The organism is Shouchella xiaoxiensis (genome assembly GCF_016907895.1).
Lineage (GTDB): Bacteria > Bacillota > Bacilli > Bacillales > Bacillaceae_D > Shouchella > Shouchella xiaoxiensis.
In genome coordinates this window covers 97,777-115,349 of record NZ_JAFBCV010000011.1, presented here as the reverse complement: position 1 = coordinate 115,349, position 17,573 = coordinate 97,777, and the positions used below count along the sequence as shown (strand labels likewise).

Sequence of the window (17,573 nt, the reverse complement as noted above, 5' to 3'; positions counted from 1 at the left end):
AGTGGAAACGAATGAGTGCAAATACGCAATCAATGATATTTACGATATATGGTGATTATATTAGACATTACGGATCAACGATTTGGATTGGTAGTTTAATTCGTTTATTGAAAGAGTTTGGACATAATGAACAGGCAGTTCGAGTATCTGTCTCCAGAATGGTAAAGCAAGGGTGGTTAGTGTCAGAACGTCGAGGTGCAAAGAGCTTTTACTCATTAACTCCTCAAGGGTCAGAGCGTATGAATGAGGCAGGGGATCGAATTTTTAAATTTGAAGAACATGCTTGGGACGGGAAGTGGCGAATGCTTCTATATAAGATTCCAGAAGAACAACGCCAAATAAGAGATGAGCTCAGAAAAGAGCTTCTTTGGAGTGGTTTTGGAAGTTTTTCAGCATCCTGCTGGATTTCCCCAAATCCATTAGAAAAACAAGTGAATCTATTAATTAAGAAATATGGTATTGCAGATTACGTTGATTTTTTTGAGGCAGTATACAAAAATAAGCAAAACCAAGCATTAGTCGAAAAAAGCTGGCCACTTGACGAAATACAGCAAAAGTATGAAGCATTCATCTCATGCTATAGCCGAAGCTTTACTGAGCACAAAAAGTTGTTGAAGGACAACCAGATGTCTGTAGCAGATTGTTTTGTTGTTCGAACTGAACTTGTACATGAGTATCGAAAGTTTTTGTTTAGTGATCCTGGGTTACCTAAAGAACTGCTGCCTGATAACTGGAACGGAACCAGAGCAATGATGTTATTTAAACAATACTATCTCCTGCTGGCGGATCCAGCGAGTTGTTTCTTTGAACAAATTTTTAAAAAAGACAATGACCTTGGTCAGAAAGCACCGACATACGATGCAAGCATTCATCCATTACTCTTAAATGAATGGTAGGAGGTGCATATGTTAGAAAAACTACAGATCCATTATCCAATTGTCCAAGGTGGTATGGGGAATATTAGTGATCCACGTCTTGTGGCAAGTGTTTCTGAAGCAGGAGGACTCGGAACAATTGGGTGTGGGACGATGACAACGGAAGAAGTGTTAGAACGTATTTTAGAAACGAAACGTTTAACAAAGAAACCTTTTGCACTGAACATCCCAATTGCTGTTAATTCCCAGGCGAAAGAGCTGGTGCAGTTAGCCATTGAAAAAGAAATTCCGATTGTGTCATTATCCGCTGGCAACCCTTCTTCTTATCTACCCTTGTTAAAAGCGAAGGGGATTGTTGTTCTTGTTGTTATTGCCAGTGTTGCTCATGCTAAAAAAGCAGAAGAGTTGGGTGCTGATATTCTTGTTGCAGAAGGGTTTGAAGCCGCTGGCATAAATGCTCCAACAGAATTAACAACGTTCACTCTTTTACCACAAGTTGTTTCGGCTGTTCAGATACCTGTTATTGCTGCAGGTGGAGTAGGTGATGGGAGAGGGTTAGCGGCGGCGTTTATGCTTGGAGCGTCTGGCGTTCAGATGGGTACTCGTTTTATTGCAACTAAAGATGCACCCTATCATGCATCGTATAAACAGAAATTACTAGAAGCGAGTGATACGTCTACAACTATAGTTGGTAGAAAGTATGGGCAAGTACGTCGCGTATTGAAAGGTCCTTATGTCGAAAAACTCTTGTTAAACGAAAACAAGCTTTCTATACAAGGTTATCAAACAAGTACTTCTGAAAAGCAACATGTTCTAGGTGCAATAGAAGGGGACGATCAGCTAGGTTTTGTAAACAGTGGCCAGGTTGCAGGACTATTAAGTGATCTACCAACTGTAAAGCAATTGATCGAAAGAATGATGAGCGAAGCAGAGACTCAAATAACAAATCAATTAAAGGTATTTAAGCAATTAGTCAATGGAAAGAGTTAGGCGATTCATTCCTTAGACATTCTAAGCAACTAGTTCTGAATCAATTGCAATAGAGGACAGATGCTGTACCTTACCTTTTTTTTATTGGAGGTGCAAACTTACACGCTTGCACGCGATGCCGTATACACTTGCCACAGCTCGCTTAGATACGTTATTCTTGCTATACTCACTGACCCTAGGAAAAAACCATCCAATTAAGTCCACGAAGGACTGGTAAATGCGTTGGCTTTGCAACAAATGGCACGTTACGTTTTATAGGGGAATGAAGAAGAAAAAAGTATCGTAAGAACAAGCTAATTAAAGCTGGAAGAGGAGTTGAACATGGAATCACAACAATGGTCATCTAAATATGGATTTATCTTGGCCGCAGCTGGATCCGCCATCGGTCTAGGGGCAATTTGGAAATTTCCATACATAGCAGGAGTTAATGGAGGAGGCGCGTTCTTTCTCGTATTTATTATCTTTACATTATTTGTTGGCCTGCCTTTATTGATAGGTGAGTTTCTTATTGGTCGAAGCACACAAAAGAATGCCGTAGATTCATATAAAGAAATTGCACCGGGCTCATCCTGGCATTTATTAGGTCGAATGGGCATGGTTACGGCTTTCTTATTGCTTTCTTTTTATAGCGTCGTCGGTGGCTGGATTTTAATTTATATTTGGAAAACGATAACGGGAGATTTAACCGGCCTCGATGGAGCAGGATATGAAGCTGTTCTGAATCAGACTATCAGCAACCCGTACCTAGCTGTGGGTTTTCATTTTCTTTTCTTGGTTCTGGTTATAGTAGTTGTTGCAAAAGGGGTTCAGTCAGGGATTGAAAAGGCTAGCGTCATTATGATGCCCGCATTATTTATTCTCTTTTTGGTTGTTGTTATTCGCTCTTTGACGTTGGATGGCGCAATGGAAGGTGTGCAATTTTTACTTGTGCCAGATTTCCAATTATTAACAAGTGAAGGTGTTTTATTTGCGCTTGGGCAGTCCTTTTTCGCATTAAGCTTAGGGATTTCGGTTATGGTGACCTATAGCTCTTATTTATCAAAAAAAGAAAATTTATTACAGTCAGCAAGTGCGATCGTCATCATGAATTTTATCGTCGCTTTACTCGCTGGTCTTGCCATTTTCCCGGCGGTATTCTCGTTCGGGCTAAATCCAGCCCAAGGGCCACCACTAATTTTTGCTGTATTACCAACCGTTTTTAGTCAAGTCCCTTTTGGAATGGTTTTTTTACTGCTGTTTTTAATTCTTTTTTTATTTGCTGCTCTAACATCGGCTTTCTCAATGCTTGAGATTATTGTTTCATCACAAACAAGAGGAGATGTTACAAAGCGAAAAAAATCCTCATGGATCATAGGGCTACTAATCTTTATAGTCGGTATCCCGTCAGCTCTCTCATATGGGGTCTGGTCGGAGTTTGAGCTATTTGGATTAATCTTTTTTGATGCTGTAGATTATTTAGTCAGCAATATTTTGTTACCAGTAGGAGCGCTTCTTATCGCACTCTTTATTTCTTTAAGAATGCCACGTGAACGATTGGTAGCGGAATTCACGGCAGGAAATAATAGTGGGAAGAAACTTTTTGTTGCATGGTTATTATTCATCAAATATGTTGTACCACTCGCCATTGTCGTTGTTTTCCTTGACGTAATTGGCGTATTTGATTGGATTTTTGGTAGTTAATTTGAAGATGAAGGGATGAGAATGATGGAACTTAGCCCGGAAAAACAAATGATGCAATGGGATATCTTTAATGAGATGTCTGAACATGAGCAAGTTGTGTTCTGTAATGACCAAGCAAGTGGTCTAAAAGCGATTATTGCGATTCATGATACAACTCTCGGACCAGCACTCGGAGGTTGTCGCATGTATCCGTATCATACAACTGAAGATGCTCTTGAAGATGTTTTAAGACTTTCACGAGGAATGACGAAGAAATGTGCCGCTGCCGATGTAGATTTCGGCGGTGGCAAAGCCGTCATTATTGGTGATCCCACTAAAGACAAAACGCCTGAGCTGTTTCGTGCTTTTGGCCAGTTTGTAGAATCGTTACAGGGACGCTTTTACACAGGAACGGATATGGGGACGACAATGGATGATTTTGTTCATGCGATGAAAGAAACACGCTGCATTGTTGGTGTTCCTGAAGAATTTGGTGGTAGTGGCGATTCATCGGTACCTACGGCAGAAGGGGTTTTAAACAGCTTGAGAGCAGTAAATACGGTTTTGAATGGGGACCCTTCTCTTGCTGATCACACATACGCAATCCAAGGACTGGGTAAAGTTGGTTATAAAGTGGCGATGCAGTTATTGTCTGAAGGTGCTGACTTATACGTAACGGATCTACAGCCAGCCATAAGCGTTAAGGTAAAAGAACAGGCAGTAAAGCTTGGTCGTGATGTGCAAATTGTTGATGGGGATGGCATTTTCACTGTTCACGCTGATGTGCTTGTTCCTTGCGCGCGTGGTGGGATCATAGATGAGCGCACAATTTCTAACTTAAATGTAAAGGCGATTGCTGGCTCCGCAAATAATCAGTTAAAAGAAACGCGGCATGGTGCCATGCTACAAGCACGGGGAATTCTATATGCTCCAGATTACATCGTTAATGGCGGAGGATTAATTCAAGTTGCTGACGAGCTATATGGAGGGAATAAAGCAAGAGTGGTTGCTAAGACACAAGCGATTTACCATTCATTGATTGAAGTTTTTGAGTATTCTAAAGCAAATCAATTGCCAACGGAAGAGGCGGCTGATCAGCTTGTCGCACGTCGAATGGCAAGTCGGTCAAGTCGGAACAGTTTCTTTACGAATCGAACCAGACCAAAATGGTCTATTCGGCAAGAAAAGGGGATGTATTAAATGACAGATTATCCGTTGTATCAGTGTATTGACAAAGAAGGGCGTTGGATGTGCGATGAGGAAATGCTGGATGTGGAACAATTAAAGTCGTTTTTTTACCATATGTTGCGAATTCGAACTTTTGACAAAAAAGCGGTAACGTTACAAAGACAAGGCCGTTTAGGAACGTATGCGTTGTTTGAAGGTCAGGAAGCTGCACAAGTAGGTAGTGCCTTGGCTCTACAAGCAGGGGATTGGCTCTTTCCCACCTACCGCGATCACGGAGCCACATTAACGTTTGGTGCAAATATGGCTAGGACATTTCTTTATTGGAATGGACGATTAGAAGGTTGCGTCCCACCAGAGGGAAAGCGAATTTTTCCGCCGGCGGTGCCGATTGCAACGCAAATTCTCCATGCTGTGGGAGTTTCAATGACGGAAAAACGCAAGAAGACAGGAAATGCAGCAATCGCTTACTTTGGGGATGGAGCCACGTCTGAGGGAGATTTTCATGAAGGTCTTAATTTTGGAAGCGTATTCAAAACGCCGACCGTGTTTTTTTGTCAAAACAATGGCTATGCGATATCGGTTCCCATTGAAAAGCAGATGAACTCTGAGACAATTGCCCAGAAAGCGGTAGCATATGGAATCCCGGGTATTCGAGTTGATGGAAACGACTGCATTGCCGTGTACAAAACAGTACAACAAGCTCTAGAGCGAGCTCGGTCAGGTAAAGGTCCTACGTTGATTGAAGCGGTAACGTGGCGATATGGTGCACATACAACAGCTGACGATCCAACGAAGTATCGTGATCAAACACAAAGTGATGAAAATAGAAAAACGAATGATCCATTAAAGCGTTTAGAGATGCACTTAAAAGAAATAAATGCATGGACAGACAATTGGTTTGAGGAGTTGCAGGCGAAGATAACAGCAGAAATTAATAACGCGGTCGAAGAAATGGAAGCGTTTTCAAAACCAGATGTGAACGACTTGTTTGACCATGTGTTTGCAACACCTGTCTGGCCGATTGAAGAACAGAAAGCCCGTTATTTAGATCATGTAAAAGGGGTGAGCTCATGATTTCTGTTCAGAATGAAACAAAAACAAAACCAATGACGCTTGTGCAAGCTGTCAACGATGCCCTGCGTGTAGCGTTAGAAATGAGCGGTGATGTGCTCTTATTAGGAGAAGATATTGGACGTAACGGTGGGGTATTTCGTGCAACTGATGGGCTGCAAAATCAGTTCGGTGAAGATCGAGTGATTGATACGCCACTCAGTGAGTCTGGGATAGTTGGAACGGGAGTGGGGCTGGCACTTTCGGGCTCAAAACCAATCGTAGAAATGCAGTTTATGGGCTTTATCTATCCTGCGTTTGAACAAATCATGACGCATGTTACGCGAATTCGAATGCGTTCGATGGGGCACTACTCTGTACCAATGGTTATTCGAGCGCCTTATGGAGCGGGTATTCGTGCGCCTGAAATTCATTCTGATTCAATGGAAGCCTTATTTACTCATATGCCGGGAATTAAAGTGGTTTGTCCGTCAACTCCAGCTGATGCGAAAGGATTATTACTAGCATCTCTTGCTGATCCAGACCCAGTTTTGTTTATGGAATCTTTAAGGTTGTATCGAGGCGAACGAGAAGAAGTGCCTGTTAATGGATATGAGATCGAAATTGGCAAAGCTAAAAAAGTTGTAGCTGGTGATGATGTTACTGTGTTGGCATGGGGTGCGATGGTATCAGTCGCCAAGAAAGCTGCCGCTGCTGTATTGGAGAAAGATGGAACAACTTGTGAAGTGATTGACTTACGAACGCTCTTTCCGCTCGATCGAGACATGATTTCTTCATCCGTGCAGAAAACGGGTCGAGCAGTCATTGTGCATGAAGCGCATGCAACCGGAGGACTAGGAAATGACTTAGTTACATTGATTAACGATACGTCATTCCTCTATATGAGAGCACCGGTGGAACGAGTGACTGGTTTTGATGTACCAGTTCCTTTAGGGTCTTTAGAGGATCATTTCTTGCCCAATGAGGCTCGGGTTATTGAAGCGATTCGGCGTGTTATTCAATTTTGAGGGAGGTGTAATTCATGATTGAAGTAAAGCTTCATGATATTGGAGAAGGGATGTCAGAAGGTGAAATTCTTCATTATTTCGTGAAGATTGGTGATTCTGTCAAAATGGATCAGCCGCTTGTTGAAGTCCAGACCGATAAAGTGGCAGCTGAATTATCGGCCCCAAAGGCGGGAGTGGTTAAAGAGATTTTGGCAGAACCTGGTCAAACGGTAAAGGTTGGTACGACACTTGTTGTATTAGAAAGCGACACTGAAAATTCTACAATTATGACTAAAACAGCTCCAATTACGGTTGAGAAAGAAACTACAGGAAAAGCAATGACTTTTAGACGTGTATTGGCAGCTCCTTATACTAGAAAAATAGCGCGCGAAAATCAGATTGATATTGAAGAAGTCGTTGGTTCTGGGATAAATGGAAGAGTGATTGATGAGGATCTCTATGCCTTACTAGAAGGTACTAAGAAGCCTAAGCAACCAGAAAAACAGGCAAAACCAACCCCTGAGCTTAGGTCAAGTTCTTATTTTACGGAGAAACCGAAAAAAGAGCGAATAATTCCGTATAATGGGCGTCGTAAACAAATTGCTGTAAAGATGGCTGAATCCGTTTATACGATTCCTCATGTTACTCATTTTGAAGAAGCGGATTTAACGGCATTAATGAGCTGGAGAAAGGCTTGTAAAGAGACGGGTTTATCCTTTTCTCTAGGTGCATACTTCATTAAAGCATTGGTCATTTCATTAAAAGAACATCCGATTTTTAATTCAATGCTGGACGAAAAACAAGATGTTATTCGCTTGCTTGATTTTTATAATATCGGTTTAGCAACGAATGCTCCTGACGGACTAATTGTGCCGGTAATAAAAAATGTAGATCAAAAATCAATTATGGAGATTGATCAAGAAATGAAGGAATTGACTAAACGAGCACAAACCAACGAATTAAAAGGTGAAGATTTGCGTGGCGGAACGTTCACTGTCAGTAATGTAGGTCCTCTTGGAAGTACAGGAGCGACACCGATAATAAATGCTCCTCAAACAGCTTTGCTGGCGATACACAAAACAAAGCGTCGTCCTATTGTAACAAAGGATGATCAGATTGCCATTGGTGAAGTGATGACAATGTCCATGTCATTCGACCATCGGATCGCTGACGGGGCGCAAGCAGTTGCATTTACGAATCGATGGGTTGAATTGTTGGAAGATCCCAAACGCCTTGTATTGGAGTTGGTTTAAATGGTCGTCGGAGAATTAGCTCAAGATCGTCAACTCGTGATTGTTGGTGGTGGTCCAGGGGGCTATCATGCAGCAATTCGTGCAGCACAATTGGGTTTGGAAGTAACGCTTATTGAGAACCGAGATTTGGGCGGGGTGTGCTTAAATAAAGGGTGTATCCCATCTAAAGTACAGACACAAGCTGCTGAGATCTGGAATAAGACCCAAATGTCTAGCACGCTTGGAATACCAGTACAAACTAAACCATTTGAGTGGAACAAACTGCAACAGCATCAAGACAAAGTCATCATACAACTGCGGCAAGGTATCGAACAGCTCTGTAAAGCCCATAAAATTGAAGTCGTAAAGGGAGAAGCAACTTTTTTATCTGACGATCGAATTGGGGTATCCAGCGGTCATCAATTTGATGTGTTTCGCTTTCAACATGCGATAATCGCAACCGGTCACCGGCCAGCACCACTCTTTCTTGAACATGAACGCTTGCTATCTCCACATACGCTCTATCAGCAAAATGAAAAAATAGATACGCTGACAATAGTGGGCACAGATCTATATGCATTGGAAGCGGCGTTTAGTTACCAACACCTTGGTACTCAAGTTACATTGCTGCTAGAACAAGAGTTGTTGTTGGAACCGTCCATTGGGAAGGAACTTTTAAGGTCGGCAAAAAAAGCTGGAATTGTGGTTAAGAAAAAAATAGAGCTTGTCACTGTTGACCCAAATCTAGAAGAAGTCACAATCCAATATAAAAAAGACGATCAACTGCACGCAATTCAATCAAGTCACGCCTATGTCCCTTTTAATTGGAGAGGGAATACAGAAGAGCTTGGATTGGAACGTATTGGTGTGAAAGTTGATCAAATGGGGTATGTGGAAATGTCAGCAGAGCTCCAAACAAGCTGTACGCGTATTTACGCAATTGGAGATGTAACGGGGACACACCAGCTTGCAAGTGTCGCAATCCAACAAGGAAAGGTGATTGCTGAACGTCTAGCAGGAAAAAACGCTGAGTGGGACGATCATTTTATTCCTGTGGTTTACCGAACACAGCCGCCGATCGCTTCAATTGGTTGGTCGTCCTTACAAGCGGAGACAGCTGGACGAGAGATCCAAGTGAGTACGGCAACTTTTAAAAGCAACGGCTATGCGACTATTAGTGGAGCACAAGAAGGATTATGCACTGTCATTAAAGATTCAGGAACAGATGAACTTTTGGGTGTACATATCATTGGTGAGGGGGCTGCTGAACTCATTCACTCCGGTACGATTGGTTTGGAAATGGGTGCTCGTCACGAAGATTTTATTTTTCCAATGTATCCTCATCCAAGTTTTGCGGAAGTTGTTATGGAGGCTGTAGAAGGATTAGAAGGGCTTGCAATTCATCAACCTCCGTCTAAACAGACTAAGCAAACGATTTAGAATTAGGAGGAACGAACATGTCCCATCCATTAATGGACGTCATCTCGTTAGGAAAACAACCGCCACCATGTGATTCTTTAATAAAGATAGAAATGAACCAGGTTTCTGAAGGTATAGCTGAAGCTGTTTGGACCCCAGACGAGCAAATGTTAAATGGGAATGGGGTAATCATGGGTGGTTTTATTTCATCGGCTGCCGATGTTGTCATTGCATATGCGATCTCCTCATTGGTTAATGAAAAACAAACGTTTGCATCGGTCAATTTAACTACGACGTTTCATCGACCGGCCCTTCCTGGGCAAATTAATGTGACGGCAATAGTTAAAAAGTTTGGGAAAACAATGAGTTACGTTACTGCTGAGTTAATGCAAAACGGAAAATTAGTTGCTAGCGCAGCTTCTTCTGTTCTTGTGCAAGAAGTGAATGATTAATGCAGGCTAAAAAATTCTTCTCTTTAAGCGAAAAATTTTTTAGGTAAGGCTTTTGTATGTATGAAAAGTAAAGGTGGTCAAACATGATTGTCGTTGTCCGACACGGAGAAACAGATTTAAATTTAGAAGGCAAGCTACAAGGCAGAAAAGGACTTGCGCTAAATCAAACCGGCATTGAACAAGCGAAAAAAGTAAAAAAAGAATTAGCTAATTATTCATTTAGTCATATTTATTCTTCGCCACAAGCGAGAGCAATGGAAACGGCTGAAATTATTACGGATCAAAAAGCAGCGATTGATGACCGGCTTGATGTGTTTGATTTGGGTGAGGCAGATGGGTTAAAAAAGAGTGAAGTTGACTTTATGGGTCCTATTCCTAATCCTGAATTCTATAATGGTGTAGAGAGTGTGGAAGGATATATGCAGCGAATTTTTGCTTTTATGAATTCGTTAAAGCGTAGTTTGCCAATGCATCAGCATGTGTTAATTGTAGGTCATAAGTGTACAACAGGAATGATAGGTGCTTTTTTTAAGGGTGTACCGGAAAATCAAAATATTTTTATATACTCAAGTAATAATGGTGCATACAAGACATACGATTTCAATTGAACAAATTTAAACATTATAGCGTACCAAATAGGCAATCGTTAAAGAGCGATTGCCTATTTGGTTACCAGTTAAATAGTGCTTTTAATGTTAGCAAAGAAATCGAAAAAGCGAGTGAGGCAATTAAAAATGTTGGTAAATGCGCATACCGTTCTTCTGGTAACTCCTTGCTGATAACATTAAAAATCATTGCTCCGGAGCTAAACGCGATTAATGTATCTACAAATAAACCAGACGATGGTCCGACTGTCCCGGCAATTGCACCGATTAATGTGGCCGATGCGAGAAGCCAACGGCCGACTTTATGATGAGCTTTCTCAAAATCAATACCAATATGGTAAGAAATTCCAATGAAATGTAAGCTGATTGCCAAACCATAAAATAACGCTTCAACAGTTTTAACATCAGAGGCAAAAACAATGTAGGATACCATAAACGCATAAAATGCAAAAAAACCAATCTGGACGCGGAAGATATACTTTGAGGAACGATCAGACTTTGCGAATTTATAGACGCTGTAATACACGAGTAGACCGACTAGTCCTAAAAAGTAAAGTTCAGAATCTAAAGCAAGGGATCCACCAAGCTTATCTTGTTCCTCGTGCATCGTTGGCAAGATGTAAACAAATACATAAGCAATGGCTACACCGCCAGAGATAGAAAGCCATTTTCTTTCGCTAATAGGAGAGTGTGTAACAATTTTTAATGCAAAAAGCTGAATGAATAGAAGTATGACCCCGATTATGCCTGACTCAATTGTCATAAAACGCCCTCCCATAAGAACTCGTTTTTCACTATACCCGTTTTAGTCATGAAGAAATATATATTTTTTGTTAAATAATTGTGGAAAATAATGATGTCTGTTTAGCCTGTTTCTTGACCATGATAGTTAAAAGAAACTGAATTAGGGGGGTCTTAGTGGCTAATTTACTTCAAACCACACTGGAACTAACGATTGGACTTTTTGCATTACTTATATTAACGAAGGTTATGGGAAAAACCTCATTTGCGCAAATTACACCTTTTGATTTTATATCCGCTCTTATATTAGGTGAGCTTGTTGGAAACGCCATTTATGACAATGAAACAAGAATAGGGACAATACTATTCTCAGTTTTTATTTGGGGATTGCTTCTTTATGTAATCGAGTGGTCCACGCAACGGTTTCGCAAAACAAGAAAGTTCTTTGAAGGAAATCCATCAATTATTATTCAGAATGGACATTTAAGTCGAAGAGAAATGAAGCGGAATAAGCTTGATATCAATCAATTACAACATTTATTAAGACAAAAAGATGCTTTCTCAGTCCGAGAAGTAGCTTACGCCGTTTTAGAAACGGATGGCACAATTAGTGTGCTAAAAAAACAACAATATGATAAACCGACTTATGAAGATTTAAAAGTCGAAGAAAAGCCTGTGTACTTACCCGTAACATTTATTAATGATGGAATCGTTGACTGGGAAAATGTACAGAAAGCAGGGTTTGATCAAAACTGGTTAGATAAACAGCTTTATCAACAACGAATTGATCATTATGAAGATATTTTTTATTTAGAATGGAAACATGACGAAGGCATCTTTATTGAGAAAATGTAAAAGAAGGTGCCCGTAAAGAAATCGGGTCACCTTCTGTTTTTTGTACATTCATTTACAAAGAAATCTTAGTAACCGTACCCGCCACCTACATAAGAAGCTCCGATGATGATAAGCAAGATGAATAGAACAACAACTAATGCAAATCCACCGCCAGCTCCGTAACCGCCTGCGTATGACACTTGGCATGCCCCCTTCCTGCGTTTCTCCATATCAAGGTATGCAACGAGCATAAAAAAGGTTTGTATTTTTTTATAAGAAAATTTAGCACCTTTTTAGACTTGAATACATAGGGTTTCTTTCTCACTCGATTAAGAAATGGTACAGTGAGAGTGGGCAAGGAATGGAGGAAGTCATGAGCTTGTTATTTATTAGTATTGTACTTGTCGCCTCATTGTTGCAGACAAGCACGGGGTTTGGGTTTTCAATCATTGCAACCCCTTTTTTACTTATGCTGTTTGTACCTGAAACAGCGATTCAATTGAACTTGGTCTTATCCATTATCATTTCACTTATTTTACTTTATAAAGTTAAGGAGGATATTCATTTTCCGTTAGTAAAACGTTTGATTTGGGGCAGCTTGATTGGCGCTCCGCTTGGGGTAGGATTATTATATTTAGTAAACGAACAATTTGTTAAGATAGCTGTTGGCCTCTTATTGCTCGCTGTTACGTTTTTATTGGTAAGGAACGTGACGGTAACACAAACCAGTGCCAGAGACCTGTCAGTAGGAAGTTTATCAGGAATGCTCACTTCAAGCATTGGTATGCCAGGACCACCACTTATTGTTTATTTTGCAAGTGCACGCATGACTAAAGAATCAATTCGAGCAACAACATTATGTTTTTTTATGATTATCTATCCAATTAGCTTGTTTCTACAATACCTTCTGGTTGGTATTCAAAGGGAAGTATGGGTGTTAAGTGCGTATGCACTCCCATTTGTTTTAATTGGGCTTGTTTTAGGTCAAATAGTGTTCAAGCGCATTAACGTCGGATTTTTTCGGAAACTTACGTATGTATTGTTACTAGTAGCGGGAATAAGCTTACTTCTTGAAGCAATTTGATCATAAAAAAACGTCGTACCAGTTAATCAAACTGATACGACGATTTTTAATTTAATAGAAGGTAGAGGCTTGCTCCAAACACAGCACCGATGCAAGCACCGAAAAGGATTCGAGCGGTTTTTGTTAGTAGAAGATGCAAGTAAGTTAACCTCCTAATCGAAGTATTCTTTCTTCTTATTCTATTGAAAAAATATAAGGAGAACAAGACTAATTTACAAAAAAAACAGGGTTTCCTTTTTAGGGTGTGGCAGAGACATTCTAATAAGACCCAAGATGTATGCGATATCAGTAGAAAAATTCGATAATTAACGTACGAATAGATTGATAGAATGTGTTTTTGTTCGGAAATCAGTCGTTGAAAATGCAAATTCTTCTCATTATGTGGTAAACTACTATTGAAAACGTGTATTTTCTATGTGACTGGCGCAATGTGGATAACCACGAGGAAGCATAGAATAAAAAAGCCGTGCGCCTGGGCAGAGGTAATTTGCAAGGAGAGTTACCTTTTTAGAACGTTCAAATAAGAAAGGATGGTTTGAATGAAGCAGCCCATACAATTGGATGGAGTAGAAGTAGCGAATGATATTAAACGTTCTTTAGCCGATGATGTAAAAGAACTTAAGCAAAAAGGAATTGTTCCATGTTTAGCTACAATTCTTGTAGGTGATGATCCTTCATCAGCAACCTATGTCAGAATGAAAGGGAATGCCTGCCAAAAACTTGGCATTGAATCAAGAAAAATTGAATTGCCTGAGCAGACAACAACAGAAGAACTGTTGTTGCAAATAAACATGTTAAATAACGATGAACAAGTGCATGGCATTTTATTGCAACATCCTGTACCGAGCCAGATCGATGAACGAGCCGCATTTGATGCAATTGCCATTGAGAAAGATGTAGATGGCGTAACAACACTTGGATTTGCTCAAAATGCATTTGGATTTGCGCACTACCCATCATGTACACCTGCAGCCATTATGGCAATACTCGATTTTTATCAGATAGACATTGAAGGAAAACATGCGGTAGTGGTTGGACGGAGTCCGATTCTCGGAAAACCGGTTTCACAAATGCTGTTAAATAAAAACGCGACTGTTACAACGTGTCACTCACGTACAAGTGATGTGAGTTCCCATGTGCAGCAAGCAGATATCGTTGTTGCTGCTGTTGGAAAACCAGAGTTTATTAAAGGAAGCTGGATTAAAGAAGGGGCCGTTGTTCTTGATGCAGGATACAATAAGGGTAATGTGGGTGATTGTGATTATGAAGGCTGTGCAGAAAAAGCCTCAGCCATTACACCTGTTCCTGGTGGAGTAGGACCAGTAACTATTGCTACATTGCTAAAACACACGGTCGAATCCGCAAAACGAAACCACCTGTCCTAAGGACAGGTGGTTTCGTTGTAACGGTACGTCCTTTTTACTCGTAGGAAGATGGAGAGGTGGTGAAGCATGGATTCAATCATAAACAAACTCGCAAGACAATACGGTGCAGACCAAAACTCCGTGCATTTAATTGGTGGCTTTAACAAGAACGTATACCAATTTACTCAAAATCAACAGGAGTATGTTCTTAAGTGTTACAAACAAAATGATGTACAGAAGGAAAACGTGCAAGATGAAGTAAATACATTGGAATTAATCAAAGATGCAGGAGTTCGTACGGCTGAGATTCTTCGTTCTGTTTCGGGTAATAAGGTAGAAGCAATAGCAGACAATCAGAAACTGTTTTATGCGTTTGCGATGGATAAAATTGGTGGTGGACCGTTAACTGAGTGGAAGAAGAATCCTAATTGGGTTCTGTTATGGGGAAAGAGCATGGGACAATTTCATCATCTACTTGCTGTTAAACGTACGAATGAGAATGTTGTATTCCCGGAATGGGAAGAGGAAACTTTATTTGAAGTCATTTCCAAAGAATTTGATTCTGAATTGGTGCAAAAATGGAATTGGTTTATGAAACAGCTGCAACAATTAACGAAGAAAGAGAAAGAGTACGGCGTCATTCACCATGACCTCCACCATGAGAACATCCATCTTTGGCGAGAGAAAATGTATTTACTCGACTTTGGCGATGTGAGATACCATTGGTACATTTATGATATCGCGATTGCCATTTACCATGCCATGCAAACGGTGCATTCGAGTGAACGGAGTAAACGCTTTAAAGAATTTTCAACACGTTTCATTGAAGGATACAGAAGTGAGCATCCTCTAACGGAACATCAAATTGAGCAATTGCCTTTCTTTTTGTGCTAAAGAGAGATTTATTCCTATCTCTATCTATCTTTGCACGCTAAAGGTGGAAAAGAACTACAACAAGCGTTAAGTACGATGAGGCATCACATTTTAAAGAATGAACCATTGATGGTTTAACTAGGGGGAGTTCTGTTTCGGGTGAAAATAGAATTTTTGATTGTTTATTAAAATCATTTCATAGTTAGAAAAGCAATCATGCTATCCAAAAAAGAAGAACTCGAGCGCATCATGCACTCGAGTTCTTCCTATCTATTAAACTTCTACTGCTACAATCTCGTCACAGCAGATTGTGATGATTCTTACTTTTTTCTTGTCACATTTACAATCGCTCTCATGATGACAGTCTGCGTTTGCTAGTTCTACTGTATCGCCTTTAATTGCTACAAAGCTACCTTTTACAGCTTCGCCACCTTTTAAGATGACTTTTACATACTCGCCGCGTGCGATGTGCTTAAAGAAAGAGTCACAGTTACAATCAGAACCGTAGTTGTTGTTATCATAGTTTCCGTAAGAATTACATCCACATCCGTAAGAAGAATTTCCCCAACTCATTTAATTTCCTCCTTTCCATACTATACTTTTACAATATGCTCGGACTCTCTTACTGTGTAGGCGAGAGAATCAAGCTAGATTCATCAATTTTTGTAGCTTTTCTCATTAAACTTCTACTGCAGTGATGTCGTCACAACAGATTGTAATGATTCTCGTTTTTTTACATTTGTCATAACAGTCAGCGTTAGCAAGAGTAACAACGTTACCACGAACGTCAACAAACTCACCTTTAACGTGACCGCCACCTTTTAATAACACTTTTACAAACTCACCGCGAGCAATATTCTTAAAGAATGAATCACAGTCACAGTTTTGTGAGTTGCCGTAAGAATAGTTAGAGTAGCTTCCTCCGTATCCATATCCCATTGAAGTGAACCTCCTTTCTCTTTGCTATGTTAATAATGTATGTAGAAGCGCGCTTGTTGCATAGGCAATAGAAGCGGTACATGCGCTTGTTTTTACTAGAATAGGTGAATTGCTATAAAAAAAGAAGAAACCGATTAGGCTTCTTCTTTCTGAAGTTCTTTAATGAGAGCATGTGCATTTTTCTCGAGAGGACTTTCTTTATTGATGACGTAGGAAAAAGAGCGTGTCTCAGAAACGTCAGGTATGTTTATTTCTTTCAAGGTGCCATGTTTTAATTCTTCTTTAATCGTCGCTTCTGAGAGCAAGGCTAATCCTAATCCATTTTTGACGCTTTCTTTTATTCCTTGGGTGGAACTAATAACGAGTGAAGAGGCGACTACTAGTTGATTCGCTTGAATGAGATGGTCAAATGAACGTCTTGTACCAGAGCCTTCTTCACGAATTACCCAAGCCTGATATTGCAAATGGTCAATTGTTGAATAAAGAGAATGATCATTTGAGCAAGTTACAATTAATAATCGGTCACGCTTAAAAGGTGTTTGAGTCACATTTTCTACTAAGCTTGTCCCTTCAATTAAGCCTATTTCAACATCAAATTGGTGAACGGCTTTAACGATCGCGTCTGTATTGTTAATTGTAATTTCAAATTCGAGGTCTGGGTATTGCTGTTGCATGGTCGCCAAAATACCGGGTAAGAGATATTCTCCAATCGTGAAGCTAGCGCCAATCTTTAACAGTCCAGCTACTTCAGTTTTTCGTAAATGAAGAGTATCTTTCAGGCGCTTGTAGGAGTGAAGCATGACTAATGCTTCTTGGTAAAAAAGTTCCCCTGCAGGAGTTAGATGAAGCTGTTTTGTCGTACGCGTTAGTAAAGTAGTGGAAAACTCGCGTTCTAAATTTTTTAAGTGAACCGAGACTGTTGGTTGAGATATCGATTTTTTTAAAGCGACTTTTGTGAAACTACGTTCGTTTACAAGAGCTACAAACGTTTCTAGCTCGTCCATGTGCATAATTGAGCCTCTTTCATCTATTTGAATTGTTAATGTATTTTATCATACTCGCTTTGATTTTTACTTGCTTATGGAACGGTTAAATGAGGTGTGGCTACAATTGTCCGGTAGCAGAAGTTACAACATTTCGTTCTATACTTGCACTGTAATGGTCTGGGTATACAGAAATACAGCTTTTATTTTATATGATGGTGTAACGAAGGCGGAGTAAACTTCTTGTAATCTTGATCGATTAATGAAAGCACAGCTTC

The 17,573-nt window shown here is 40.2% G+C and carries 19 protein-coding genes and 1 riboswitch; of the genes, 14 read left to right on the top strand and 5 right to left on the bottom strand.

The features are described from left to right. Window positions 1–11: 11 nt before the first annotated feature. From paaX to JOC54_RS16255, 10 genes are all read left to right on the top strand, one after another. On the top strand, window positions 12–896 hold the full coding sequence (paaX, locus tag JOC54_RS16300; RefSeq protein WP_204467532.1) for a phenylacetic acid degradation operon negative regulatory protein PaaX: 885 nt from the start codon (window positions 12–14) through the stop codon (window positions 894–896). A gap of 9 nt (window positions 897–905) precedes the next feature. Beyond that, window positions 906–1,865 (top strand): NAD(P)H-dependent flavin oxidoreductase, encoded by a 960-nt coding sequence (locus JOC54_RS16295; RefSeq protein WP_204467530.1) that lies wholly within the window; start codon window positions 906–908, stop codon window positions 1,863–1,865. Between the two features lie 321 nt (window positions 1,866–2,186). Continuing rightward, entirely contained in the window at window positions 2,187–3,545 is a 1,359-nt protein-coding gene (locus JOC54_RS16290; protein WP_204467528.1) for a sodium-dependent transporter, read from the top strand. Between the two features lie 15 nt (window positions 3,546–3,560). Next, the gene (locus tag JOC54_RS16285; RefSeq protein ID WP_204467526.1) at window positions 3,561–4,724 is read left to right on the top strand and encodes a Leu/Phe/Val dehydrogenase; all 1,164 of its coding nucleotides are present in this window, start codon (window positions 3,561–3,563) and stop codon (window positions 4,722–4,724) included. 48 nt (window positions 4,725–4,772) lie between these two features. After that, on the top strand, window positions 4,773–5,786 hold the full coding sequence (gene pdhA / locus JOC54_RS16280; protein ID WP_437183562.1) for a pyruvate dehydrogenase (acetyl-transferring) E1 component subunit alpha: 1,014 nt from the start codon (window positions 4,773–4,775) through the stop codon (window positions 5,784–5,786). Beyond that, on the top strand, window positions 5,783–6,790 hold the full coding sequence (locus JOC54_RS16275; RefSeq protein ID WP_204467522.1) for an alpha-ketoacid dehydrogenase subunit beta: 1,008 nt from the start codon (window positions 5,783–5,785) through the stop codon (window positions 6,788–6,790). The genes pdhA and JOC54_RS16275 overlap by 4 nt, the downstream gene beginning before the upstream one ends. A gap of 14 nt (window positions 6,791–6,804) precedes the next feature. Beyond that, a complete protein-coding gene (locus tag JOC54_RS16270; RefSeq protein WP_204467520.1) occupies window positions 6,805–8,022 on the top strand; it encodes a dihydrolipoamide acetyltransferase family protein in 1,218 nt (405 codons plus the stop codon). Next, the gene (locus JOC54_RS16265) at window positions 8,023–9,441 is read left to right on the top strand and encodes a dihydrolipoyl dehydrogenase family protein (protein ID WP_204467518.1); all 1,419 of its coding nucleotides are present in this window, start codon (window positions 8,023–8,025) and stop codon (window positions 9,439–9,441) included. Window positions 9,442–9,458: 17 nt separating this feature from the next. Next, window positions 9,459–9,872: a PaaI family thioesterase gene (locus JOC54_RS16260; RefSeq protein WP_035418815.1), complete on the top strand. Its 414-nt coding sequence runs from the start codon at window positions 9,459–9,461 to the stop codon at window positions 9,870–9,872. An 83-nt stretch (window positions 9,873–9,955) separates the two neighbouring features. Beyond that, window positions 9,956–10,480 carry a histidine phosphatase family protein gene (locus JOC54_RS16255; RefSeq protein WP_204467515.1) on the top strand — a complete coding sequence of 175 codons (525 nt, stop codon included), beginning with the start codon at window positions 9,956–9,958 and terminating at the stop codon, window positions 10,478–10,480. Window positions 10,481–10,541: 61 nt separating this feature from the next. On the opposite strand, the gene JOC54_RS16250 is transcribed toward JOC54_RS16255, so the two are convergent. After that, on the bottom strand, window positions 10,542–11,240 hold the full coding sequence (locus tag JOC54_RS16250; RefSeq protein ID WP_204467513.1) for a hypothetical protein: 699 nt from the start codon (window positions 11,238–11,240) through the stop codon (window positions 10,542–10,544). A gap of 155 nt (window positions 11,241–11,395) precedes the next feature. On the opposite strand from JOC54_RS16250, the gene JOC54_RS16245 reads away from it, so the two are divergent. After that, on the top strand, window positions 11,396–12,073 hold the full coding sequence (locus JOC54_RS16245; RefSeq protein ID WP_035418816.1) for a DUF421 domain-containing protein: 678 nt from the start codon (window positions 11,396–11,398) through the stop codon (window positions 12,071–12,073). 65 nt (window positions 12,074–12,138) lie between these two features. Here JOC54_RS16245 and JOC54_RS16240 read toward each other — a convergent pair whose 3' ends face one another. Next, window positions 12,139–12,252, bottom strand: coding sequence for a YjcZ family sporulation protein (locus JOC54_RS16240; RefSeq protein ID WP_321174445.1), 114 nt, complete (start codon window positions 12,250–12,252; stop codon window positions 12,139–12,141). A gap of 173 nt (window positions 12,253–12,425) precedes the next feature. Here JOC54_RS16240 and JOC54_RS16235 point away from each other — a divergent pair, with 173 nt between their 5' ends. The 3 genes from JOC54_RS16235 to JOC54_RS16225 all read left to right on the top strand — a co-directional run bounded on the left by JOC54_RS16235 (window position 12,426) and on the right by JOC54_RS16225 (window position 15,394). Next, window positions 12,426–13,136 (top strand): sulfite exporter TauE/SafE family protein, encoded by a 711-nt coding sequence (locus JOC54_RS16235; protein ID WP_239586774.1) that lies wholly within the window; start codon window positions 12,426–12,428, stop codon window positions 13,134–13,136. A gap of 406 nt (window positions 13,137–13,542) precedes the next feature. Continuing rightward, window positions 13,543–13,621, top strand: a riboswitch (ZMP/ZTP riboswitch). 54 nt (window positions 13,622–13,675) lie between these two features. Next, entirely contained in the window at window positions 13,676–14,521 is an 846-nt protein-coding gene (locus tag JOC54_RS16230) for a bifunctional 5,10-methylenetetrahydrofolate dehydrogenase/5,10-methenyltetrahydrofolate cyclohydrolase (protein WP_035418819.1), read from the top strand. Window positions 14,522–14,587: 66 nt separating this feature from the next. Further along, window positions 14,588–15,394: a phosphotransferase enzyme family protein gene (locus JOC54_RS16225; RefSeq protein WP_204467509.1), complete on the top strand. Its 807-nt coding sequence runs from the start codon at window positions 14,588–14,590 to the stop codon at window positions 15,392–15,394. 252 nt (window positions 15,395–15,646) lie between these two features. Here the strand turns inward: JOC54_RS16225 and JOC54_RS16220 are convergent, their stop codons facing one another. The 3 genes from JOC54_RS16220 to JOC54_RS16210 all read right to left on the bottom strand — a co-directional run bounded on the left by JOC54_RS16220 (window position 15,647) and on the right by JOC54_RS16210 (window position 17,322). After that, the gene (locus JOC54_RS16220) at window positions 15,647–15,946 is read right to left on the bottom strand and encodes a hypothetical protein (protein ID WP_035418822.1); all 300 of its coding nucleotides are present in this window, start codon (window positions 15,944–15,946) and stop codon (window positions 15,647–15,649) included. Window positions 15,947–16,051: 105 nt separating this feature from the next. Further along, window positions 16,052–16,312: a hypothetical protein gene (locus JOC54_RS16215; protein WP_035418824.1), complete on the bottom strand. Its 261-nt coding sequence runs from the start codon at window positions 16,310–16,312 to the stop codon at window positions 16,052–16,054. 134 nt (window positions 16,313–16,446) lie between these two features. After that, window positions 16,447–17,322, bottom strand: a complete 876-nt coding sequence (locus JOC54_RS16210) for a LysR substrate-binding domain-containing protein (RefSeq protein ID WP_204467507.1) — start codon at window positions 17,320–17,322, stop codon at window positions 16,447–16,449. Between the last annotated feature and the right edge of the window lie 251 nt (window positions 17,323–17,573).